The sequence below is a fragment of the Halorarum sp. SLYT50 genome (genome assembly GCF_059821265.1).
Map to the genome: position 1 here is coordinate 120,794 of NZ_JCAMRW010000002.1, position 22,180 is coordinate 142,973.

Below are 22,180 nucleotides of genomic sequence, written 5' to 3' on the forward strand. Positions count from 1 at the left end.
GACACACCATGGATCCCGAGAACTCCGAACGGCCCGAGAAGTCCGAGACGCCCGAGACGACGTTCGACGGCGAGTCGCTCCGGCGTGAACTGAACACGTTCGGCCTGTCCGAAAAGGAGATAGAGACGTACCTCGCGGTACTGGAGCACGGCGAGACGACCGCGAGCGCCATCACCGACAGCGCCGACGTCTCGAAGCGCTACGTCTACAGCATCGCGTCCCGGCTGGCCGACCGCGGGTTCGTGCAGGTGAACGACCACGCGTCGCCGACGACGATTCGGGCGCGGCCCCCGGCGGAGGCGATGGCGGAGGTGACCGAGCGCATCCAGTCGCTGACCCCGGCGCTCGAGGAGCGCTACACCGAGACGGCACCCCAGACGTCGCAGTTCCAGACGGTGAAGTCGAGACAGACCGCGCTGAAACACCTCGGACGGCTCATCGCCAGCGCGCGCGAGGAGGTGTTCATCTCCGTGCCGTTCGCCGAACACGACCACGTGGAGGAGGAACTGGCGGCGGCGGTCGAGGGGGACGTGCTCGTCATCGGGCTGTACAGCGACGTCGACCCGACGACGCTGTCGCCGTCGCAGTTCGAAGGGAGCGCGAGCGTCGCTCGCGCGTGGCGCGAACGGGCGCCGTTCATGGTCGTCGTCGACAACCACGACGCCATCGTCGGCGACGGCGGACTGCTCTCGGGGACCCACGACGAGGAGGACGCCGTCGTCCTCTCTGAGCGACACCTCGCCGGCTCCGTCCTCGGGTCGTTCATGGGGAGCTACTGGCCCGTCGCGTCCGAGACGTACGTGACCGGGCCGAGTCCGCTCCCGCGACGGTTCGAACTGTTCCGGCACGTCGTGTTCCAGTCGGCGCTTCACCGCCGGAACGGCACCGAACTGGACGTCGAGATACTGACCGAGGGCGGCGAGGAACTGACCGGCCGGGTCGTCGACGTGCGACAGAGCTTCGTCGAACCGGTGAGCGGCGACTTCCCGGTCGAGAACGGCCTGCTCGTCGAGACCGACGGGGGCGAGCGGGTGAGCGTCGGCGGGACGGGCGCGTTCATCGAGGACTACCGGGCCGCGGTCACCACGCTCCGACCGAGGGACTGACAGCCGTGCCCGCGACGACCGTCTGGCGGCTCATGTTCGCGTTCAACCTCGTGTTGCTGGTGTTGCTCGCGGTCTCGTTCCCGTTCCAGCAGCCGGGGTCGGCGTCGCGCGCCATCGCGCTGCTGGGGTTCGGCATCATCGGAGCGTCGCTACTGGGACTCGGCGCTCTCATCCGCGCCGACTGGAACCCGTTCTGACGGAGGCGGCCACGAGCGGCCGCGTTCGGGTCACTCGGGAGGGGGCGTGAGGTAGACGCGCGCCTCGTACGGCCCGAGTTCGACCGACTCGCGCGGGACCGCGGGCGCGTCGGCGTTCGACATCGCGAGTTCGAGTCCGTCGACCGTCACGTCGTCGGGCGCCGCGAACTCGGTCGGCTCGTCGTCGAAGTTGAGCGCGACGAGGCCGCGCTCCTCGCCGAGCGTCCGCGTGTACGCGAACAGCGACGGGTGGTCGGGGAACAGGAGGTCGAACTCGCCGTACACCAGCAGGTCACGCTCACTCCGGAGTTCGATGAGGTCGCGGTAGTAGTGCCAGACCGAGTCGGGGTCTTCGCGGGCGCGTTCGACGTTGACCGTCTCGTAGTTCGGGTTGCACTTTATCCACGGCTCGCCGTCGGTGAAGCCGGCGTGCTCGTCGGCCGACCACTGCATCGGCGTCCGGGCGTTGTCGCGACCGACGTACTCGACGGCGTCGCGGACGTCCTCGTAGCCGGTCGCGTCGCCGTTCCGGATGGCGTCCTCGACGAAGTTGAGACTCTCGACGTCGCGGAGTTCCTCGCGCGACTCGAACGGCGCGTTCGTCATGCCGATCTCCTCGCCCTGGTAGACGAACGGCGTCCCCTGGAGGGTGTGGGTGAGCGTCGCGAGCAACTTCGCCGACTTCCGGCGGTACTCGCCGTCGTCGCCGAACCGCGACACCATCCGCGGCTGGTCGTGGTTGTTGAGGTAGACGCTGTTCCACCCCTCGTCGGCCAGGCCGTTCTGCCACTTGGCGAGCACCTCCTTCAACTCGACGAGGTCCGGGTCGGTCGCCGCCCACTTGTCCCCGTCGTGGCCGACGTTCACGTGTTCGAACTGGAACACCATCGAGAGTCCGTCCTCGCCGACGTACCGCCGAGCGTCCTCGACTGCCGCTCCGGGCGTCTCGCCGACGGCCAGGACGTCCCGGTCGGCGAGCACCTCCTCGTGCATCTCCTGGAGGTACTCGTGGACGTTCGGCCCGTTCATGAAGTGCTCCGCCCCCGTGAGTCCGGACTCGGGGTCGCCGTCGGGGAGTCCTTCCGTCTTCGAGATGAGGTTGATGACGTCCATCCGGAACCCGTCGATGCCCTTCTCCAGCCACCACCGCATGAGGTCGAACACCTCCTCGCGGACCGCGTCGGTCGTCCAGTCCAGGTCGGCCTGCTTCTCGTCGAACAGGTGGAGGAAGTACGCGCCCGCCTCCTCGTCGTACGTCCACGCCGACCCGCCGAACAGCGAGTCCCAGTTGTTCGGCGGACCGTCGCCGTCGCCCGGTCGCCAGAAGTAGTAGTCTCGGTAGTCGCTGTCGGGCGACTCGCGGGACTCGAGGAACCAGTCGTGCTCGTCGGACGTGTGGTTGACGACGAGGTCCATGATGAGTCGGATGTCCCGCTCGTGGAGTTTCTCGAGCACCCGCTCCCAGTCGCCCAGGTCCCCGTACGTGCTCAGGATGGAGCGGTAGTCGCTGATGTCGTACCCGTTGTCCGCCTGGGGGGACTCGTACACCGGACAGAGCCACACCGCGTCGACGCCCAGGTCGTCGAGGTAGTCGACCTTCCGCTCGATTCCGCGCAGGTCGCCGACGCCGTCGGCGTCGCTGTCGTTGAAGCTCTTGGGGTATATCTGGTAGACGACCGCCTCCTTCCACCAGGTCCGGTCGAGTTCGTCTCCCATCCGTCTACCGCCCTCGCCGCGGGCGTCCGCGTCCGTCCCGCGACGGCGCCCCGGACGCGCGTCTGTTCGAAACTTCCTCTCCGGTCGCCCGATACCCCGAGCGACTCGTCGGACGTGGCTGCGTCATAGCTCTGGTCGAACTCCCGCCCGAACATAGAAAAAATTTCGTGGAATAGTTTCATCATAGGTTTAGACAGATGCGCGGCGACACCACCACCGCCGACGACCGGGAGGCGACACGGCTCCGACGCCCCGGACCGACGGACGCACGCCGGACACGGGCTCGAACGCCACGGCGACGTGAACCCGGGGGTCGCGGTGAGCGATGAGCCGGACCGACCCCGTCGACTCCCCGGAGCGGGAGTGGTGGAAGGAGGCGGTCGGCTACGAGATCTACCCGCGGAGCTTCAACGACTCGGACGGTGACGGGGTGGGTGACATCCCGGGTATCGTCGAGAAGGTGGACTACCTCGACGACCTTGGGGTCGACCTGGTCTGGCTCGGGCCGGTGTACGACTCGCCGAACGTCGACAACGGGTACGACATCAGCGACTACCGCTCCATCATGGACGAGTTCGGGACGATGGACGACTGGGAGACGCTGCTGGCGGAGCTCCACGGGCGGGACGTCCGGCTCATCATGGACCTCGTCGTCAACCACACGTCGAAGGAACACGAGTGGTTCCAGCGCTCCCGGCGGCGCGAGGGGAAGTACGAGGAGTACTACCACTGGCGCGACGGGGCGCCGGACGACCCGCCGAACAACTGGGACTCGCTGTTCGGCGGGTCGGCGTGGACGTACGACGAGGAGCGAGGACAGTGGTACCTCCACCTGTTCGACGAACACCAGCCGGACCTGAACTGGCGCAACCCCGACGTGCGCGCGGACGTGAAGTCGATGATGCGGTGGTGGCTGGAGAAGGGCATCGACGGGTTCCGGATGGACGCCATCAACCTGCTCTCGAAACCCGAGGGGCTGCCGGACGGCGCGCTCGACGAGGGCGCCACGGGCATCGAGCACTTCTTCCACGGCCCGCGCCTGCGGGAGTACCTCCGGGAACTGTACGACGACGTGCTCTCCGACTACGACGTCCTGACCGTCGCGGAGATGTCGCTCACGCCGGTGGAGACGGCGATGGAGATGCTCGGCGAGGGCGGCACCGGGCTGGACACCATCTTCCACTTCGAGCACATGGACGTCGACGTGGGGCCGGAGGGGCGGTGGGACCCCGAGGGGTGGGGCGAGTGGAGCCTCCCGGAGTTCAAAGCCATCATGAGCCGCTGGCAGACTGACCTCCGGGGGCACGGCTGGAACTCGGTGTACCTCGGGAACCACGACCAGCCGCGCATCGTCTCCCGGTTCGGTGACGACGGCGAGTACCGCGAGGAGAGCGCGACGCTGCTCGCCACCTTCCTCCTGACGAGCCTCGGGACGCCGTTCCTCTACCAGGGCGACGAGATCGGCATGACGAACACCGAGTTCGAGAGCCTCGACGACATCGACGACACCGAGACCGTCGGGGCGGTCGAGGACCTCGTCGCCGAGGGGCGAATCGACTCCTTCGAGGACGTCCGCGACCTGGTCAACCACACCAGCCGCGACAACGCCCGGACGCCGATGCAGTGGTCGGCCGACGAGCACGCCGGCTTCACCGACGGCGAGCCGTGGATAAAGTGCAACCCGAACTACGAGACGGTCAACGTCGAGGCGGCGCGCGCCGACCCGGACTCGGTCTGGCGGCAGTACCGGCGGCTCATCGACCTGCGACAGCGCGAGGAGGCGCTGGTGTACGGCGAGTACGACCTGCTCCTCCCGGACGACGAACAGCTGTACGCGTACACGCGGACGCTCGGCGACGAGGCGATGCTCGTCGTCCTCAACTGGTCGGCCGAGCCCGCGTCGTTCGACAGCCCCGCGGTCGAGGACCGCGATGCGGAGCCGCTCGCGCACAACCACGACGACCCGCCGAGCGACCCGGAGGGGGCGACGTTCCGACCGTACGAGGCAGTCGTCTACCGGCTCTGAGGCGACATCGCGGCCCGAGACCGGCGCGTCACCGGTTACCAGTCACCAGTTCCAGGGGCCGTGGTCCGGGTCGATCTCCCGGTGGCGACGGTCGATGGAGTCGATGCGCTCGCGGTCCTCGTCGTCGAGTTCGAGGTCCTGCGCCGCGAAGTTCTGCTCCATGTGCTCGCGGCTGCTCGCTTTCGGGATGGCGACGACGTTGTCGTGGTCGAGCACCCACGCGAGGCTCACCTGCGCCGGCGTCGCGTCGTGTTTCTCCGCGACCTCCACGATTTCGGGGACGTCCAGCACCGCCCCCTTCCCGAGCGGGGAGTAGGCGACGAGCCACTGGTCGTGCTCCTGCGCGTACGACACCAGTTCCTCCTGGGGGAGCAGCGGGTGCATCTCGACCTGGTTGGCGAACAGCGGCGCGTCGAGGACCTCGCTCGCCTCGTCGAGCAGTTCCGGCGTGAAGTTGGCGACGCCGACGTGGCGCGTCTTGCCGGCCTCGTAGGCGTCGTCGAACGACGGGAGGACGGCTTCGGCGTCGTACACGCCCGACGGCCAGTGGACGTACAGCAGGTCGACGGCGTCGACGCCCAGGCGGTCGAGACAGCCGTCGATGGCGTCGGGGACCTCCTCGGCGGTCGAGGGGACGTCGTGGTGGACCGTCTTCGTCGCGAGGAAGACCTCGTCGCGGTCGACGCCCGAGGTTCGAATCCCCTCGCCGACGTACTGTTCGTTCTCGTACACCTGCGCCGTGTCGACGTGGCGGAACCCGACGTCCAGCGCGGTGCGGACGTTCTCGGTCCACTGGTCGCGGTCGTCGTCTGAGTACGTCCCGAGACCGAGCGGCGGTAGCTCTGCGGGCATCACTACCGGGTTCGCCGTTCGAACGCATCAATACCGCGATTCGTTCTCGGTCCCGTTCTCCTCCTGTTCCGCGTGAGCGCCGGGCGCTCCGGCGACCGACGCGAACGACGGAGTCCCGCGGCGGGCGGCGCGAGCGTCGCGAGGAGAGGCGGCCGGGCCACGAGTAGAGCCTTGTACCTCCCGTCCGAACCGAACGAGGGATGACCGGTCCAGCGACCCTCGAAGCCCTGCTCGCGGACGGCGAGGAACTCACCATCGTCTGTCACAACAACCCCGACCCCGACTGTCTCGCGAGCGCGCTCGCGCTCGGCCGCATCGCGGCCGAGGCCGGAATCGACGAGCGGCGGGTCCTCTACAGCGGCGACATCTCCCACCAGCAGAACCGGGCGTTCATCAACCTCCTCGACATCGACCTCACGCCGTTCGAACCCGACGCGGTGGTCGACCGTCCGGCGAACTCGCTCGTCGCGTTCGTCGACCACGCCAGGCCGGGACAGAACAACACGGTACCAGAGGGAACTCCCATCGACATCGTCATCGACCACCACCCCGCCGACGACGTCGAGGCGCGGTTCGTCGACCACCGCGAGTCGGTCGGCGCGACAGCGACCATCCTCACCGAGTACGTCCGCGAACTCGAGGTACCGTTCGAGACGTCGCTGGCCCCGGCGCTCCTGTTCGCGATTCGGCGCGAGACGCTGGGCTTCCTCCGCGGGGTGACCGAACGCGAGTACGACGCCGCCGGCTACCTCCACGGCCGCGCCGACAACGACCTGCTCCGGCGGCTGTCGACGCCGTCCGTCAGCGGCGCCACCGTCGACGCCATCGCCGAGGCCATCCGGAACCGGACGGTCCGGGGGTCGGTGCTCGTCTCGCACGTCGGGCGGACGAGCGAGCGGGACGCCCTCCCGCAGGCGGCCGACTACCTCGCCACGCTCGAGGGCGTGGAGACGGCCATCGTGTTCGGCATCGTCGACGATTCCATCCACCTGAGCGCGCGGTCGACCGACGCGCGCCTCCACGCCGGCGAGTTGCTGGAGGAGGCGTTCGCGTCCGTCGGGAGCGCCGGCGGTCACCGGGAGATGGCCGGAGGCGAGGTGCCGCTGGGGCTGTTCGCCGACTACGACGACGAGGAACAACTGGTCGCGATGGTCGAACAGGTCGTCACCGCCCGCCTCGTCGCCGCGCTCAACATCACCGAGAGGGGCGCTTCGACGTAGGCGGTGGAGACGAGCGAGCGGGGAGGGACGAACGTCGCTCGAAGACGACCGGGACGGCTCGCGTTTCGAACCGGGCGAGCCGCGTCACCGGCCGAACACCGCGGAGACGAGTTTCGCCTCGGCCTTGCGCAGGTGTTCGGCCGCGGTGCTCGGCGCGCAGTCGAGCGCCGCGGCGACGGCGTCCTGTCCGGCGTCGCGCGGGACCTCGTAGTACCCCAGTTCGAGCGCCGCCTCGACGGCCTCGCGCTGCCGGTCGCTGAGGCGGGTCGTCATCTCCACGGCCGCCGCCGTCGCGTCCAGTCCACCGACCGTCTCGACGGTCACGTCGACGGGCGGGGGGACGGCCTCGATGGCCGCCTGCACCTCGGCGTCGGGTCCGAACAGCGAGAGCGTCACGGTGCCGTCCTCGTGGTACCGGATGGGAGGGACGACGACCAGTCCGCCCCGGGTGATGGGGTCGAACAGGTCGGCCAGCGCGTCGGTCGTCGCGTCCCTGATGTAGACGTAGAAGGCGTCCTCGCCGGCGCGCACGATGTCGTAGCCCACCACCTCCGGGACCTCCCGTACCGCCGCCTCGAACGCGTCGGCGTCGCCCACCGCGTAGTGGAGGATGCCGAGCGCGTCGCCCGTGAAGTTCCACTGGAGGGCGGTCGCTCGCTCGACGAACGGGGCGTTGGCCCACAGGTCGTACATCGGGTGGATCTCGGCCTCGCGGCCCCCCGCGGTGATGCGGACCCGGACGTGCTTCACGTGAGGAGCCACGACCCGGCTGGCATAAATCACCCGCGCCACTCCGGCAGCAAGCCTTCCCCGACGGCCGTCTACCGTCCGCGCATGAAGGTGTTCGTATCGGGCGCGACGGGCGTCCTCGGGGGTCGACTCGTCGAACGACTCGCCGACCGTGGACACGCGGTCGTCGGACTGGTCCGTGACGACGCAGGTGAGCGCGCGGTCGAACGTCGCGGCGGACGCCCGCGCCGGGGCGACGTGCTCGACCACGGGTCCGTCGAGCGAGCGATGGACGACGACGTCGAGGTACTCGTCCACGCCGCGACGGCCATCCCGGCTTCGACCAAGCCCAGCGACGAGGAGTGGGCACGGAACGACCGCGTTCGGCTGGAGGGAGCGAAGAACCTGCTCGACACCGCCCCCGCCGGACTCCGGCAGGCGGTGTTCCCGAGCGTCGTCTGGGTCGCCCGGCAGCCGGACGGGTCGCGGTTCGACGAGACGGCCGAGCGTCACCCGGACAGGGCCACGCGGTCGGCCGCGGCCGTCGAGGACCTCTTGGACGCGCGCGCCGACGCCGAGGGGTTCGACGCCGCCGTCCTCCGGTGTGGATTCTTCTACGCGCCGGACGCGAGGGACACGCGAGAGTGGGGCGAGCAACTGCTCGACGGCGACCTGCCGATCGTGGGCGGCGGACTGCTCGGCCGACGGGACGCCGCTCTCTCGTTCGTCCACGCCGACGACGCGGCGGCGGTAGGCGTCGCCGCCGTCGAAGCGGGCGCGAGCGGGGTCTACCACGTCGTCGACGACGAACCCGCGACCCCGGCCGACTTCTTCGAGACGTTCGCCGACCTGCTGGACGCGCCGGAACCGAGTCGGGTGCCGGCGTGGCTGGCCCGGTTCTTCGTCGGGAAGGTAACCGCGAAGGGACTGACCGCGCCGATGCCGACGACGAACGGGAAGGCGAAACGCGAACTCGGGTGGGAGCCGGAGTACCCCACCTACCGCGCGGGATTGCGGCAGGTGGTCGAGACGTGGCGGTCGGACGGGACGCTCGCCGGGATGCGCGGCGAGTCGACGACCGAATCGGCCGAGTCGGCGGGAGAGTCGGCGTAGCGCGGTCCCGACCCCGCCGCGACCGACCCGCGGTGTGCTCTACTCCACCGTGGCGTCGTGAGTCGCGGGGGCGCGCGACGACGGTGAGCGCCTCTGGTCGAACGCGGTTACGCCGAGGAGGGAACGGTCGAAATCTCGAACCGGGCGCCGCCGGCGTCGCTCTCGGTGACGGTGACTGCCCAGCCGTGTCCCTCGGCTATCTGCTGGACGATGGAGAGACCGAAGCCCGTCCCCCCGTCCGCGTCGGTGTAACCGGCGTCGAACACCTCGTCGCGCTTCTCCGACGGGATGCCGGGACCGTCGTCCTCGACGTAGAACCCCCGCTCGTCCGGGAGGGACCCGACGCGAACCGTCACCGTCTCGCCCCCGTGGTCGACGGCGTTCCCGAAGAGGTTCTCGAGGAGTTGACGCAGACGTCCCTCGTCTGCCGCGATCAGCACCGGTCGGCCCGCGTCGGTTTCGAGCGACGCCGCCGGCGTAGAGACGGCGCGCCACGCGCGTTCGGCGGCCGCGCCGAGCGGGACCGGGTCGGCGTCGCGGACGACCTGTCCCTGTTTCGCGAGGGTCAACAGTTCGTCTATCATCTGTGCCATCCGCTCGAGTGCCGCCCGGACGGAGTCGAAGTGGTCGGCGTCGCCCGTCTCGCGTGCGAGGTTGAGTCTCCCCTGCGCGACGGTGAGTGGGTTCCGCAGGTCGTGCGCCACCGTGTCGGCGAACTCCTCCAGTCGGTCGTTCTGCCGCTCGAGTTCCCGCTCCCGCTCCACCCGCTCGGTGACGTCTCTGAACACGCCGACGCGCTCGGCCGCGCTCCCGTCGTCGACGGGACTCACGTTCAACTCGGTGACGAACGACTCCCCGCCGTCGAGTTCCCAGTCGACGGTGGTCGTCGAGGCGTCCGGGTCCGTGAACTGGACCAGCAACCGCACGACCGATTCGGGCGGCGAGAGGTCGAGGTCGGGGAGGCGGCGGTCCCCCACGTCGTCGGGGTCGACGCCGAACGCCCGGACGAACGCATCGTTCGCCGCCGTGACGGTGCCGTCCGTGCGCGCGACGACGACCGGGTCGGGCGTCGAACGGAAGAGGGACTCGAACCGGCGGTCGCTGCGCTCTTTCCGCCGGGCGAGTTCGACCGAGAGGCGGCGTCGCTGGAGGAGGTTCTCGATGCGCGCGTCGAGTTCGGCCCGCCGGACCGGTCGGCGGACCACCTCGTCGACGACCTCCCACACCTCGGAGGAGAACTCGTACGGGGCGCGCTGCCCCGCGAGGAGCAGACACGGGAGGAACGTCGGCGCGGCGTCGGCCTTCCGCGCTCGCAGTTTCGGCCGGTGGGCGCGGAACGACGCACCGTCGAGCAGACAGAGGTCGAAGGGTCCGTCCAGCGAGTCGTCGTTGCCCGTCCGTATCTCGAACCCGTCGGCGAACTGGTCGGCGAGCAACTCCCGGTTTCGGTCGTCGCCGACCAGTAGCAGCAGCGTCGGAACCGACGACTCGTCGGTGGCTACGGCCTCCATCGCCCGGTTACTCGTCCTCCGCGGTCCGGTCGTCGGCGCCCGTCCACTCGGGTGTGCCGCTCAGGACTCTGCGGAGTTCGGTGAGCGGTTCCCCGACGGAGATACCGTACTCGGTGATTTCGAACTCCCTGAGCGTCCGCTCGTAGTCGCTCGTCCGCATCTTCAACACCCCGATGACCTTGCGTAACTCGCTCTTGAGTTCGACGTGGCGGAGGAAGACGATGTCGTCCGCGAGGTAGCTGATGTCGGCGTCCGTCGCCTCGAACTCCCCGGTGCCGTCCGGCAGTTCGTCGATGAGGACGACCGTCACGCCCATGTTCTGGAGGTAGCGACTCAGCGCGTGGAGGTGTGCGACGAGTTCCTCCTCGTGCCCCTGGAGCCCGAGTTTGTACCCCGCGATGCCGTCTATCATGACGATGTCGGCCCCGTCCTCTTCGACCTCCCGGCGCACCATCTGGGCGAACTCCTGCGGGGACACCTGGAGCGGTTCGACCTCCTCGACGCTGAGCGTCCCCCGCTCGCGCATCCGCGAGACGGGGATGTTGACGGTCTCCGACGCCGGACGAACGTCGCCTCCGACTCCTCGAAGAGGTAGATGACCGAGTGTTCTCCCCGACCGGCCGCCTCCTTCATGAACTGCGTGCCCAGCGTCGTCTTCCCCACTCCGGTCGGGCCGCTGACGACCGTGACGGTCCCCCGGTGGAGTCCGCCGTCGAGCAACTCGTCGACCTCCGGGACCCCCGAGGAGACGGTCTCGGGGTCGAACTCCCATTCCTGCTCGCCGAGCGAAAGCACCGGGTAGACCACGAGTCCCCGGTCGGTTATCGCCATCCCGTGGTCGCCGCTCTCGGTCTCCGACCCGCGGAACTTGGGGACCCTGACCGTCCGCCCGGTCGACGCGTACCCGAGTTCGACCGTCCCGTCGCTCAGGAACTGGAGCCCGTCGTCGGGCGTGCTGTCGGTCGCCTGCGTGGTGAACAGGACCGTCGCCCCCGCCTCGCTGAGCAGCCGCATGAACGACAGCGCCTGTTTGCGGAACTGGTATTCGTCGGGCGAGAGGTAGCGGAGTTGGCTGACGGGGTCGACGAACACGCGGTCGGGGTCGAGTTCCGCCACCCGCTCGGTTATCGCGTCGACCACCGGGTCGCGCTCCACCTCGCTCGGTTCGAAGACGTCGTACCCCCGGTCGCCCAGGAAGAAGTCGGACTTCGGACTCAGGTCGAGGAAGTCGACGGCGTCGAGGTCGAACCCGAGCGCCGCCGCGTTCTGCCTGATGTCGGCGGTCGTCTCCTCGAGGTTGATGAACAACGCCGTCTCACCCCGTTGCGCTCCGACGGTGAGAAAGTGCACGCCGAGAATCGTCTTGCCCGTTCCCGGTTCTCCCCTGACGAGGTAGCTCCGTTCGGGAATGAGGCCCCCGTGGAGGACCGTGTCGAGTCCCCCCACCCCGGTCGAGCCGTTCGTTCGACCGCCCCCCTTCCCCCTCGAATCGGTGTCGGTGTCGGCTGGCATGGGTCGCTGCTGTAGCCGGGTTCAAGCGTCGAGTGTATAATTCCAACCACTCTTCGTAACACAAATTGCCAGAGTCAGTATCGCGAACACGTTCCAGGCGTGGACGGGGGCTCAGAACTCCCCGAGCGACGTCTGATTCCGCTTGAGCGACCGCGCCCGGACGCCGAGGTCCGTCTCGACGTGCGTCGCGAACTCGTCGGCGAAGCCGTGCTGCGTGTACACCCGCTCGGGCGAGAGCGTCTCGACGACGTCGACGAGTTCGGCGAAGTCGCAGTGGTCGGAGAGGACGAACGTCTCGTCGTAACCGCCGCGGTACTTGAACGACTCCGCGACCGCCCACCCGGAGAACCCCGCCGTGATTGCGCCGGTTCGCTCGGCGATGCGGTCGACGAACGAGAGCGTGCTCGTCTGGGCCGGGAGGACGAGCGCGTCGCCCGCCCCGAGGGTCACCTCCGAGCGGTACCGCTCGGCGCCGAAGTCGACGCCGCACGCCGGGCCGACGACGTCGTTGATTCGCTCGACGGCCTCCGTGACGAACAGGCGGTCCCGCTCGGAGCGCCCCACGAGCAACTCCAGTTCCTGCGCCCGGCCCAGCGTGTACCCGAAGAGGAGGACGGGCGTCTCGTACGCGTCGTCGAGCCAGTCGACGACGCGCCGTTCGAGCGCGCCCTGGTCGTCGAAGACGTACTCCGGTTTGCCGTACGTCGTCTCGACGACCAGCGCGTCCACGTCCCACTCGGCGGCGACGGCCCCGGGGTCGAACCCGTCGAGGAGGAACCGGTCGCGCGTCGAGAGGTCGCCGGTGTAGAGGTACGTGGTCCCGTCGTCGTCGACGAGCGTCGCGCGCGACCCGGGGACGTGGCCGGCGGGCACCTGCTCGACGTTCGGCGCCGTGGTGCGCTCGACCGGTCCCTCGTCGGGGCGGCGGGCGGCGGCAAGCCGGGCGGTGAGGTCCGAACAGACGACGCCGTCCGGCGCGCGCGAGTAGAGGTGGTCGCCGTGGGCGTGGCTCAACACGACCGTGTCGCCGTCGGGTTCCCGGGCGTCGAACACCACCGTCTCGCCGGTGGAGAGGTCGAACCGCACCCCGTCGCGCAGGCTCACGGTGCCGTCGACGGTCATCGGCGTCTCCCCTCCGTGCCCCGAGGGATCGGCGTTCTCGCCGGTCGACACGACCGGCGCGGGGCGGCGGCTTCGGCTCTCATTGGGCCTCGTAGAGACGCGTCACGCGCTCGAAGGTGTCGGCGTCCGCGGGCGAGAGGTCGTCCCGGAAGCCGGCGAACCGGGGGAAGCGGAGCGCGTACCCCGAGTCGTACGTCGACGACGACTGAATCTCCTCGTACTCGACTTCGACGACGACCTCCGGCCGGAGCGTCGCGGTGCGGCCGTCCACCGACTCGACGAGCGGTTCCAGCTTCGCGGTTACCTCGCGGAGTTCGTCGTCCGTCAGTCCCGAGAACAGCCGACCGACCTCGCGCAACTGCTCCCGGTCGGCGTCCCAGCAGGCGAGCCGGAGCCGTCCGAGCCAGTCGCTCTTTCGCCCCTCGCTCCACTTCGCGCCGACGACCGCGAGGTCGAGCGGATCCATCGTCGGTTTCACCTTCAGTATGTAGCCCACCCGGGCGCCGGGCTGGTAGGCCGCGTCCGGGTTCTTCACCATCACCCCCTCGTGACCGGCGTCCAGCGCGTCGGCGTAGAACGACTCGGCCGTCTCGACGGCGTCGAGACGGGCTCCCGTCGCGCGACCGAGTCCGGTGAATTCGCGGTCGGCGCCGTCGCCTGGAGCGTCGAGGACGCGGTCGAGGCGGTCGACCCGGTCGGCGAGCGGCGCGTCGAGGAGCGACTCGCCGTCCCGATAGAGGAGGTCGAACGCGTGGACCGTCACGGGGATTTCCGACGCCGTCGACTCGACGTCCGTCTCGCGCCTGATGCGCTTCGAGAGCCGCTGGAACGGGACGACCGCGCCGGTCTCCGGGTCGCGCCCGACGACTTCGGCTTCGACGATAGCGCTCCGCGCGTCGACGCCGGCCTGGACGGCGTCCACCACGTCGGGGAACTGCGCCGTCACGTCCTCCAGCCGGCGGGTGAACACGCGAACGTCGTCGCCGCGGACGTGCAGTTGTACGCGGACGCCGTCGTACTTGTACTCGACGAGCGACTCGTCCCTCCCCGAGAGAGCGTCCGCGACGGAGTCGGCCTTCTCCGCGAGCATCGCCCGGACCGGCCGGAAGAGTTCCACGTCGAGGTCGGCGAGACCGTCGTACCCCGCGTCGCGGGCGGTCTCCGCGACGACGCGCGCGTCGTTGGTCACCCGGTAGGCGCGCTCGACCGCCTCGACCGCCTCCGGCGAGTCGTCGAGGAACGCCCGGGCGACGGCGTCGCGGAGGGTGCCGCGGCCGACCCCGAGGCGCATCGTTCCGAGCACCGTGCGGACGACGTATCGGGCCTCGTCGGGGTCGGCGTCCGCGAGCAGGTCCGCGACGTCGTCGACCCGTCGTCCGCGACTCCCGGGTCCCTCGTGTGCGGCCAACCCCCGGAGCGTCGCGAACACCGTCTCCACGTCGAGCGAGTCGGAGACGAGCGTCGCCTGCTTCCGGTTCTCGACCGCCAGCGCGGCCGCGTCGCCCAGGTCGCCCGTCTCGCGCCGCCAGGACTCGATGCGCGCCCGGTCGACCCCCGTCGTGGTCGCCACGGCGTCCGTCGTGAGCGACGAGGAGACGCCCAGTTCGTCCGCCTCCCACGGAGCGAACAGGCGGCCGCGGAGGAGCAACGAGAGGTGGGGGAGGAGGGGACCCGCCTCGGCGAGCGTCTCGGCGAGGACGTCGGTCTTCTCGAGCGTCGAGGACGTGGCGTCGAGGCGGTCGTACACGTCCACGAGAGCGCCGTACTCCATCGGTGTCGGCTACGGGCCGGACGGCGATAAGGGCAGGGACTGCGCGCGCGCAGTGCGGCGATTCGACGGCGTCAGAGCGCGTCGGCCGACCGGGCAGCGAACGCGGGGCCGGGACCTTTGTGTGCTACTGGACGGCCGCCGAGTCGGCGTCCGGTGCGCTCATCATCGCGCCGTCCCAGCGGTAGGTCGCCCCGCAGTCCGGACACCGGAAGTCCGCGTCGGGTTCGTCGTAGTACGGGTCGAGCGCCGTGGCGTCGACGCCGCCGCAACAGTCGCGCCGCTCGACGACCCACGAGTCGGGCGCCTCGAACTGCGTCATCTCCTCGGGAAACGACGCGAGGACGGTGCAGTCGCACCCGACCCCGAAGCCGCCGGATTCCCACCAGAGCGCCGAGACGACCTCCGCGCAGTCGTCACAGCGGTAACGACGCATCAGTCGCCCACCGCCACAGCGACGGCCGCCGCCCGCGAACCGCCGGCGCGACGGTCGGTCCGGTCGGCGGTGGTCCCCGAGCGGGGAGCGTGACTCCCGGCCAGGACTCCAACAACACGGGGCGCGAATCCGAGTCGACGGCCGCGAACGGGCGCCTCGAGCGTGTGTTCTCGGACGTCCCGAGGGTACGGCGAAGCGGAGTCGGAGGAACCGATGCGGGCGTGAACCGACCGGTGGAGGGGCCTGGAGGGGGTAGCGTCAGCGGCTGAACCGTCGTAGCGCATAGTGGAGTGATGCCGGCCCGCCACATTATTCCACCGATTCATATTAAAAATGTATGGAAGGCGCGGCCGAGAATCAGTGCCCGTCTCGGCGCCGGCGAACGGCCGTCAGTGGACGGGTGCGGCGGCGGACGCACGGGCGACGCCGGACGCCGGTCGCCAGGCGCCACGAACGCGAAACGGTGCTCGTCTCCGGTCGCGTCTCTCCCCTCGTGGACGGCGGTAGGTTCCACGACGGTCGAACGCCGTCCGACGACACGTGGATTCAGTGACGCTGCGTCGCTGTCGTAGCGAGGGACGACCGACGGCAGGGGTCGGCCGGAACCGGCGTTCGGGGAGGCGAGCGCAGTCGGCGGGACGCCGACGGGCCGTGTTCAGTCGACCGTGGGTTCCTCGTCCGCCTCCGCCGGGTCGGCGGCGTCGACCGGTGTCCCGCCCGAATCGACGACTCCCGCCTCCCAGTTACCCAGGCGGAACCAGACGACGGCGACGAGGAACGAGCAGAGCCCGGAGAGCGAGAGCGCCCACCACAGCCCGACGGCGTCCCACGCGAGCGCGTACGCGAGCAGCCAGGCGACTGGAATCCGGAACACCCACCGCGACAGCAGCGAGAGGACGAACGCGACGCGGGTGTCGCCCGCCCCCCGGAACGCCCCCTGGATGACCATCAGCCCGCCGAGCACCGCGAGGAACGGCGCGATGACCCGGAGGAACGTGACCCCCTCGGCGACGACGGCCGGGTCGTCGATGAACAGCCGCATCGCGCCCGCGGGGAACGCCGCGAGGAGTCCGCCGACGGCGAACAGGAGCGCCATCGTGGCACCCGTCCCCTTCCACGCGAGTTCCGCCGCCCGGTCGGGCGTCCGCGCGCCGAGGTTCTGTCCGACGCCGGTCGCCACCGCCTGCCCGACGGCGCCCGAGACCGTCCACGACACCGACATGTACCGGAGCCCGATGCCGTACGCCGCGGTCGGCGCGGCGCCGAAGCGGGCGACGAGGCCGGCGAAGGCGACGGCGGCGACGCTCCGCGTGAGGCCGTCGAACGTCGCGGGATAGCCGACGTCGACGAGGCGGCGCAGGACGGTCGGGTCGGGCGTCAGGTCCGCGACGCGCAGCCGGATGCCCCAGCCACCGTCGAGGAGGATGTAGACGCCGGCGACGGCGGCGGCGACGCGCGCGACGAGCGTCGCGACCGCCGCCCCGCGCGCGCCCATCGCCGGGACGGGACCGAACCCGAGGATGAACAGCGGGTCGATGACGATGTTCAGCCCGGCGCTCACGGCCACGAGCCACATCGCGGTCCGCGTATCGCCGGCCGCCCGCAACACCGCGCGGAACGCGAAGAACAGGAACGTGAACGGTATGGAGAGGAAGATGACCTCGATGTACGCGACGGCGATGCGGTAGACGGCCCCCTCCGCGCCGATGAGCGCGACGAGCGGTCGCCTGCCGAGGTAGCCGACGACGGCGAGCACCGCGGCGACGGCGACGGCGAGCAGGACCGTCTGCCCGACGGCGCGCTCCGCGTCCCGTTCGTTCCCGGCGCCGATGTGCTGTGAGACGAGGGCGTTGGCCGCCGCGGTCAGCCCCATCGCGACGGAGACGAACATCCAGGAGGTGGGAAACATGAGCGAGACGGCGGCGACGGCCTCGGCGCTCACGCGGCCGACCCAGAAGATGTCCGCGAGGTTGTACGCTGTCTGGAGCAGGTTGCCGGCGACCAGCGGCCACGCCAGCGCGAACAGGCGGGGCGTCACCGCCCCCGTCGTCATGTCGACCCGACTGTCGGTGTCGGCCACTACCCGGCGTTCTCGACCGCCGTGCGGTAATCCGCTCCGGTCGACCCGCGTCGCGGGGAACGGTTCGGACTCAAATCACGCCCTCCTCGCGCAGGTCCGCGACGCGCTCGCGGTCGTACCCGAGGTCCTCGACGAGGAGGCGCTCGGAGTCCTCGCCGAGCGCCGGGGCGCTCCCCGCCGTCCGGGTCGGCGTCTCGGAGAGGTTGACCGGGCTGTCGGGGACGGTCACCGTCTCGTCCCCGCCGGGGAGACCGACCTCGGCGAACATTCCCCGCGCGCGCAGCTGTTCGTCCGCGAGGACGTCGGCCACGTCGTTGATGCGGTGGTTCGGGACGCCCGCGGCGTCGAGGAGTTCCATCCACTCCTCGGTCGGACGCCTGGCGAACGCCTCCGCCAGCAGCGGGCGGAGGTCGTCGTAGTGCGCCTCGCGGTCGGGGTTCGTCTCGAACCGGGGGTCGTCGGCCAGGTCCTCGCGGTCGAGCGCGAGACAGAGGCGCCGCCACAGGTCGTCGTTGCCCGCCGCGACCGCGAGGTCGCCGTCGGCCGTCTCGAACGACTCGAACGGGACGATGGAGGGGTGTCTGTTCCCCAGCGGCGCTGGCGGGGTCCCCGAGGCGACGTAGCGGACGACGGCGTTCTCCAGCAACGCGACGGTGCTGTCGAGCATGGCCACGTCCACGGTCTGTCCGCCCGCGTCTCCGACGTCGCGGGCGTACAACGCGCTCAGGACGCCGATGGTCGCGAACAGCCCCGACGAGATGTCCGAGACGGACGTCCCCACCTTCGTGGGGTGGTCGGCGTCGGGACCCGTGATGCTCATCAGCCCGCTCCGCGCCTGCGCGATGGCGTCGTAACAGGGCTGGTCGCTGTCGGGACCCGTGCGGCCGAACCCGGAGATAGCCGCGTACACGAGGTCCGGGTTGAGGCGGTCGAGGCGCTCCTCGTCGAACCCCAGTCCGGGGAGCGTCCCAGGCCTGAAGTTCTCGACCAGCACGTCCGCCGTCTCGACGAGGTCGGCGAGAATCGCGTCCCCCTCGTCCGTCTTCACGTCGAGCGTCAGGCTCGCCTTGTTCCGGTTGACGCTCGCGAAGTAGGCCGACTCGCCGTCGACGAACGGCCCGAACGCGCGCGCGTCGTCGCCGACGTCCGGAATCTCGACCTTCACGACGTCGGCGCCGAGGTCCCCGAGGACCATCGTGCAGAACGGTCCGGCCAGCACGCGCGTCAGGTCGAGCACGCGCACCCCCGACAGCGGTCCGGTCATCGACCCGCTCCCCGCCGGCTGGCGGTGGTCGCTCGGAGGGGTACCCTCCGCTCGTCCGCTGGTTCCGTGTGATGAGACCGCGCTCTCATAGAGGCCACTCTTCGGCCGGCGGACTAACTCTTTCCCCGGCCGGGGCACCGGGGAGGCGACCAGAACGGAACGGACGGTGAGGACGACGCCTCCTGCACCGGAGCCGAGCCGCGGAGTCGCTATTTAGGCTATTTAGACTATTTGTTCTGTTCGTGCTGTCTGCTCTACTTCACGCCACGAAGCGACTGTCGACGGCCGCGCTGTGCGCGGTTATCTGGTCTCGCCCTCGTCGAACTGCTCCGATTCGAATCGGCCGGCCTGTTCGAGCGAGATACCGGCGCGCGTGCCGACGCCCGCCGGGTGGAGGCCGTCAGAGACTGTCGGGACGGACACGGGTCGGCCATGTAATCGTGAGCGTTCCTCGGACGCGGCGCTACCGGACGCTATCGGAGTCCGGCCGGCAGAGCGTCCTCGACGCCGAGCGAGTCGGCGAGCGAACGCAGGTTCTCCGCGACCGTCTCCCGCATCGGGACGCCCTCCTCGGACCGACGGCTGGCGGTTCGATGCTCGAGTTCGCCCGGCAGCAACACCTCGTCGTCGTCGATGGGCGTGGCCGACCGGAGGTGTGCCGCGAGTTCGACCATCCGGCCTTCGACGTCGTCCGGCCGCGAGAACAGCGTCGGGTCGATGGCGACGAACGCGGCACCGTTGCCCAGCCACTCCTGGCGCTCCTCGGAGGCGACGGGGCCGTCGCCGACGACGGCCGCGAACAGTTCGGCCATGGTCGCGAGCCCGAACCCCTTGTACCCCGTCTCCCGCCCGCCCAGCGGGAGCAACGCGCCCTCGCCCTCCTCGAAGTCGGCCGCTCGCTCGACGGGCGCCCCCGAGTCGGTGACGGTCCAGGCGTCGGGCAGCGTCTCGTCGGTCCCGTCTCGCTCGATTATCTTCCCGTGGGCGACCTGACTCGTCGCGCCGTCGAACACCGGGTTGAACGGCAGCGCCCCGAACGCGGGGACGGCGAACGTGAGCGGGTTCGTCCCCAGTCGCCTGTCGGCAGTCCCGTGGGGCGCGATGCGCTGTGAGCCGCCCTGCAGGTTGACCCACGAGACGAACAGCAACCCCTCGTCGGCCACGCGCTCCGCCCACTCCCCGATGCGGCCCATGTGGCCGGAGTTGCGCACGCCGACGACGCCGACGCCCCGGTCGCGGGTCGTCTCGACCAGCAACTCGACCGCCCGCCGGCCGGTCAGTTGCCCGTACGCGTCGCCGCCCACGACCTGATGGAAGGGACCGGCGGACTCGACCGTCGGCACCGCCGTCGGGTCTATCTCGCCGTCGTCGACGCTCTCCGCGTAGTTGGGGAGGCGGACGACGCCGTGGGACGTGTGCCCGACGAGGTCCGCGTCGACGAGCGATTCTGCGACTACCGTCGCCGTGTCCGCGTCCGCGCCGCACGCCTCGACGGTTCGAGCGGCGAACGTCCGCAGCGAGTCGGGGTCTACGGTCGGCATTGGTCCCTCTGAATCGGGCAGCGACATGAATCTCCGTGTTGCCGCACCGGAACGACGGCCCCGGAGGGCGCGGGCGGATTTATTGTCACGGACCGCAGTGCGTTCTCACATGACGCGGCCGCTCGACGACGTCGAGTTCCTCGCGCGGTCGGCGAACCGGGTCGCCGTGCTGGAGGCGCTGTCGGCCCGTCAGCAGGCGCGCGACGAACTGGAGGCGACGACCGGCGTCTCGAAGGTGACCGTCGGGCGGGCCCTCGACGACTTCCTCGACCGGGGGTGGATTCGCCGCGCGGGCGAGGAGTACCTGACGACGGCGACCGGCGACGCGGTCGCCGCGGACTTCTCGCGGCTGCAGACCACCGTCGAGACGGCGGGAAAACTCCGTGCCGTGGCCCCGCACCTCCCCGAACTCGGGTTCGACGTCCGCCGGCTGGAGGACGCGAGAGTGACGGTCCCGGACCCGAACGACCCGATGGCGCCGTTCGAGCGGCCCGTGGAACTCCTCCGGGGTGCTCGCCACGTTCGCTTCATCACGCGCATGGCGACCCCGCTCGTCCTCGACGCACTCCGCGAGGGGGTGCTCGAGGGGGGCCAGACGGTCGACGCCGTCCTCTCGGCCGGCGCGGTCGACCGACTCCGCGAGCACCCGGAGATGGCGGGGTGGGCGCGGGACCTCCTCGACTCGGAGCGCGTGGAGGCCCACCGGTACGAGGGGACGGTGGCGGTCGAGGCCGCGCTGCTGGACGGGACGGTCGCCATCCTCGTCACGGACGAGGAGAACGTCGCCCGGGCGCAGGTGGAGACGGACGACGACGCCGTCCGCGCCTGGTTCGACGCGACGTTCGAGACGCTGCGGAGTCGCGCCTCCGAACTCGGTCCCGACGACTTCGGGCGCGAGCCCGACACGGGCTGAAGGGATTTCACGAAGCGTCGTTATCCCGTCACCGACCCTACGGAGAGCGAGATGAACTCGACCCGACTGACGCGGGAACGGGTGAGCGCGAGGGAGAACACCTGGCTCGGTCGCTCGCTCGGCGCACGGCGCGCAGCACCGACCGAGCGGAGGCGGTGATGCAGTCGACAGCGGCCGCCTCCGAGCGGCCACAGCGCGCCGTCGGACGGCCGCTCCTCCGGTACGCGGGGTTGGCCGCGTACGCGAGTCTGGCCGGGTACCTGCTCGGGGGGGTGACCGGTGTCCTCTGGCTGTCCGAGGGCGGCGCGTACGGCGAACTGGCCACGCTCGCCGTCGTCCTCGTCAACGGTCCCCTCCTCCTCGTCGCGTGGGCGTTCCACCGACTCCACCGCTCGGCGGCCCCGACGCCGAGTTCGCTCGTCCTCGTCGTCGGCGTCGTGGGGCTGGCGGCGTCCCTGGTCGTCGGGGTCTGGCTCTGGACGGCGCGCGCCGGCGACCCGGCGGTGGTGACGGGGTCGGTGCTGGTCGCGCCGCAGGTGGGGAACGCCGCGCGGAGCGTCTGGCTGCTCTCGGTGAGCGGTCTCGAACTGGCCGTTCGAACGGTCGACCGGCGGGTCGGGTGGGCGGGAGTCGGAGCGGGGGTCGGCGGAGTGACGATGGGGGCGAGCCTGCTCGCGTGGGGTCCCGGTCACCCCGCGTTCGCGGGCGGCGCCCTGGTCGCTCTCGGCGGGACGGTCCTGTGGTCCGTCTGGGTCGGACGCCGACTGCGTTCGGGCCGCGTCCGACTCGACTGACGCGACGCTGTACGCCGGTGTCACCGCGGAACCTCGAGAACCCGTGGACGGACTCTCCGACGACGCGGACTGGACGAGAGTGTTCGAGTCCGACCGGCGTCGAGACGGCCGGACCCGAACGGCGGGGACCGACTCGGTACCGCTCCGGGGACGGAACTCCGGCGCGACGTTCGGCGGTGGCGAGCGACTCTCCGGGCCAGGTGGGGAGCGCGTTCCCCGGTAACACGGCGCAGGGAGCGTGCAAAAGTCTCGGGGCTCCCCACCCAAGTAGCTTATCAGC

18 protein-coding genes and 1 pseudogene are annotated in these 22,180 nt (G+C 70.3%); 7 read left to right on the forward strand and 12 right to left on the reverse strand.

The window, feature by feature from the left end; translation table 11 throughout:
- Positions 1–8 precede the first annotated feature (8 nt).
- Positions 9–1,106, forward strand: a complete 1,098-nt coding sequence (locus tag AC6RUA_RS16175; RefSeq protein WP_499815780.1) for a TrmB family transcriptional regulator — start codon at positions 9–11, stop codon at positions 1,104–1,106.
- Between the two features lie 5 nt (positions 1,107–1,111).
- Positions 1,112–1,303 carry a hypothetical protein gene (locus AC6RUA_RS16180; protein WP_499815781.1) on the forward strand — a complete coding sequence of 64 codons (192 nt, stop codon included), beginning with the start codon at positions 1,112–1,114 and terminating at the stop codon, positions 1,301–1,303.
- Between the two features lie 30 nt (positions 1,304–1,333).
- Here the strand turns inward: AC6RUA_RS16180 and AC6RUA_RS16185 are convergent, their stop codons facing one another.
- Positions 1,334–3,019, reverse strand: coding sequence for a glycoside hydrolase family 13 protein (locus AC6RUA_RS16185; protein WP_499815782.1), 1,686 nt, complete (start codon positions 3,017–3,019; stop codon positions 1,334–1,336).
- Between the two features lie 325 nt (positions 3,020–3,344).
- Between AC6RUA_RS16185 and AC6RUA_RS16190 the strand changes: the two genes are divergently transcribed.
- Positions 3,345–5,045 carry a glycoside hydrolase family 13 protein gene (locus tag AC6RUA_RS16190; RefSeq protein WP_499815783.1) on the forward strand — a complete coding sequence of 567 codons (1,701 nt, stop codon included), beginning with the start codon at positions 3,345–3,347 and terminating at the stop codon, positions 5,043–5,045.
- A 42-nt stretch (positions 5,046–5,087) separates the two neighbouring features.
- Here the strand turns inward: AC6RUA_RS16190 and AC6RUA_RS16195 are convergent, their stop codons facing one another.
- The gene (locus AC6RUA_RS16195; protein WP_499815784.1) at positions 5,088–5,897 is read right to left on the reverse strand and encodes an aldo/keto reductase; all 810 of its coding nucleotides are present in this window, start codon (positions 5,895–5,897) and stop codon (positions 5,088–5,090) included.
- Between the two features lie 200 nt (positions 5,898–6,097).
- On the opposite strand from AC6RUA_RS16195, the gene AC6RUA_RS16200 reads away from it, so the two are divergent.
- The gene (locus AC6RUA_RS16200) at positions 6,098–7,117 is read left to right on the forward strand and encodes a DHH family phosphoesterase (protein ID WP_499815785.1); all 1,020 of its coding nucleotides are present in this window, start codon (positions 6,098–6,100) and stop codon (positions 7,115–7,117) included.
- Between the two features lie 84 nt (positions 7,118–7,201).
- On the opposite strand, the gene AC6RUA_RS16205 is transcribed toward AC6RUA_RS16200, so the two are convergent.
- Entirely contained in the window at positions 7,202–7,867 is a 666-nt protein-coding gene (locus AC6RUA_RS16205; RefSeq protein ID WP_499815786.1) for a helix-turn-helix domain-containing protein, read from the reverse strand.
- A gap of 84 nt (positions 7,868–7,951) precedes the next feature.
- Here AC6RUA_RS16205 and AC6RUA_RS16210 point away from each other — a divergent pair, with 84 nt between their 5' ends.
- Entirely contained in the window at positions 7,952–8,959 is a 1,008-nt protein-coding gene (locus AC6RUA_RS16210) for an NAD-dependent epimerase/dehydratase family protein (protein WP_499815787.1), read from the forward strand.
- A 107-nt stretch (positions 8,960–9,066) separates the two neighbouring features.
- Here AC6RUA_RS16210 and AC6RUA_RS16215 read toward each other — a convergent pair whose 3' ends face one another.
- The 9 genes and pseudogenes from AC6RUA_RS16215 to AC6RUA_RS16255 all read right to left on the reverse strand — a co-directional run bounded on the left by AC6RUA_RS16215 (position 9,067) and on the right by AC6RUA_RS16255 (position 20,193).
- Positions 9,067–10,470: a PAS domain-containing sensor histidine kinase gene (locus AC6RUA_RS16215; protein WP_499815788.1), complete on the reverse strand. Its 1,404-nt coding sequence runs from the start codon at positions 10,468–10,470 to the stop codon at positions 9,067–9,069.
- Positions 10,471–10,477: 7 nt separating this feature from the next.
- Positions 10,478–11,982: pseudogene (locus AC6RUA_RS16220) on the reverse strand (ATPase domain-containing protein).
- Between the two features lie 111 nt (positions 11,983–12,093).
- Positions 12,094–13,104: an MBL fold metallo-hydrolase gene (locus AC6RUA_RS16225; protein WP_499815789.1), complete on the reverse strand. Its 1,011-nt coding sequence runs from the start codon at positions 13,102–13,104 to the stop codon at positions 12,094–12,096.
- Between the two features lie 79 nt (positions 13,105–13,183).
- Entirely contained in the window at positions 13,184–14,875 is a 1,692-nt protein-coding gene (locus AC6RUA_RS16230) for an ATP-dependent DNA ligase (RefSeq protein WP_499815790.1), read from the reverse strand.
- A gap of 124 nt (positions 14,876–14,999) precedes the next feature.
- Positions 15,000–15,308 carry a hypothetical protein gene (locus AC6RUA_RS16235; protein ID WP_499815791.1) on the reverse strand — a complete coding sequence of 103 codons (309 nt, stop codon included), beginning with the start codon at positions 15,306–15,308 and terminating at the stop codon, positions 15,000–15,002.
- Between the two features lie 655 nt (positions 15,309–15,963).
- Positions 15,964–17,388, reverse strand: coding sequence for an MATE family efflux transporter (locus AC6RUA_RS16240; protein ID WP_499815792.1), 1,425 nt, complete (start codon positions 17,386–17,388; stop codon positions 15,964–15,966).
- 70 nt (positions 17,389–17,458) lie between these two features.
- Positions 17,459–18,652 carry a CaiB/BaiF CoA transferase family protein gene (locus AC6RUA_RS16245; RefSeq protein WP_499815793.1) on the reverse strand — a complete coding sequence of 398 codons (1,194 nt, stop codon included), beginning with the start codon at positions 18,650–18,652 and terminating at the stop codon, positions 17,459–17,461.
- Between the two features lie 300 nt (positions 18,653–18,952).
- The gene (locus AC6RUA_RS16250; protein WP_499815794.1) at positions 18,953–19,075 is read right to left on the reverse strand and encodes a hypothetical protein; all 123 of its coding nucleotides are present in this window, start codon (positions 19,073–19,075) and stop codon (positions 18,953–18,955) included.
- A 50-nt stretch (positions 19,076–19,125) separates the two neighbouring features.
- On the reverse strand, positions 19,126–20,193 hold the full coding sequence (locus tag AC6RUA_RS16255) for an Ldh family oxidoreductase (RefSeq protein ID WP_499815795.1): 1,068 nt from the start codon (positions 20,191–20,193) through the stop codon (positions 19,126–19,128).
- A 109-nt stretch (positions 20,194–20,302) separates the two neighbouring features.
- On the opposite strand from AC6RUA_RS16255, the gene AC6RUA_RS16260 reads away from it, so the two are divergent.
- Both AC6RUA_RS16260 and AC6RUA_RS16265 read left to right on the forward strand, forming a co-directional pair.
- Positions 20,303–21,106 carry a helix-turn-helix transcriptional regulator gene (locus AC6RUA_RS16260; protein WP_499815796.1) on the forward strand — a complete coding sequence of 268 codons (804 nt, stop codon included), beginning with the start codon at positions 20,303–20,305 and terminating at the stop codon, positions 21,104–21,106.
- Positions 21,107–21,264: 158 nt separating this feature from the next.
- Positions 21,265–21,900, forward strand: a complete 636-nt coding sequence (locus AC6RUA_RS16265; protein WP_499815797.1) for a hypothetical protein — start codon at positions 21,265–21,267, stop codon at positions 21,898–21,900.
- Positions 21,901–22,180: the final 280 nt, after the last annotated feature.

What these genes read in the sequence shown, in the direction of transcription:
- AC6RUA_RS16190 (WP_499815783.1), top strand. Translation starts at nt 3,345, where the DNA reads ATGAGCCGGACCGACCCCGTCGACTCCCCGGAGCGGGAGTGGTGGAAG.
- AC6RUA_RS16200 (WP_499815785.1), top strand. Translation starts at nt 6,098, where the DNA reads ATGACCGGTCCAGCGACCCTCGAAGCCCTGCTCGCGGACGGCGAGGAA.
- AC6RUA_RS16175 (WP_499815780.1), top strand. Translation starts at nt 9, where the DNA reads ATGGATCCCGAGAACTCCGAACGGCCCGAGAAGTCCGAGACGCCCGAG.
- AC6RUA_RS16235 (WP_499815791.1), bottom strand. Translation starts at nt 15,308, where the DNA reads ATGCGTCGTTACCGCTGTGACGACTGCGCGGAGGTCGTCTCGGCGCTC.
- AC6RUA_RS16255 (WP_499815795.1), bottom strand. Translation starts at nt 20,193, where the DNA reads ATGCCGACCGTAGACCCCGACTCGCTGCGGACGTTCGCCGCTCGAACC.
- AC6RUA_RS16260 (WP_499815796.1), top strand. Translation starts at nt 20,303, where the DNA reads ATGACGCGGCCGCTCGACGACGTCGAGTTCCTCGCGCGGTCGGCGAAC.
- AC6RUA_RS16230 (WP_499815790.1), bottom strand. Translation starts at nt 14,875, where the DNA reads ATGGAGTACGGCGCTCTCGTGGACGTGTACGACCGCCTCGACGCCACG.
- AC6RUA_RS16215 (WP_499815788.1), bottom strand. Translation starts at nt 10,470, where the DNA reads ATGGAGGCCGTAGCCACCGACGAGTCGTCGGTTCCGACGCTGCTGCTA.
- AC6RUA_RS16210 (WP_499815787.1), top strand. Translation starts at nt 7,952, where the DNA reads ATGAAGGTGTTCGTATCGGGCGCGACGGGCGTCCTCGGGGGTCGACTC.
- AC6RUA_RS16245 (WP_499815793.1), bottom strand. Translation starts at nt 18,652, where the DNA reads ATGACCGGACCGCTGTCGGGGGTGCGCGTGCTCGACCTGACGCGCGTG.
- AC6RUA_RS16265 (WP_499815797.1), top strand. Translation starts at nt 21,265, where the DNA reads ATGCAGTCGACAGCGGCCGCCTCCGAGCGGCCACAGCGCGCCGTCGGA.
- AC6RUA_RS16185 (WP_499815782.1), bottom strand. Translation starts at nt 3,019, where the DNA reads ATGGGAGACGAACTCGACCGGACCTGGTGGAAGGAGGCGGTCGTCTAC.
- AC6RUA_RS16225 (WP_499815789.1), bottom strand. Translation starts at nt 13,104, where the DNA reads ATGACCGTCGACGGCACCGTGAGCCTGCGCGACGGGGTGCGGTTCGAC.
- AC6RUA_RS16195 (WP_499815784.1), bottom strand. Translation starts at nt 5,897, where the DNA reads ATGCCCGCAGAGCTACCGCCGCTCGGTCTCGGGACGTACTCAGACGAC.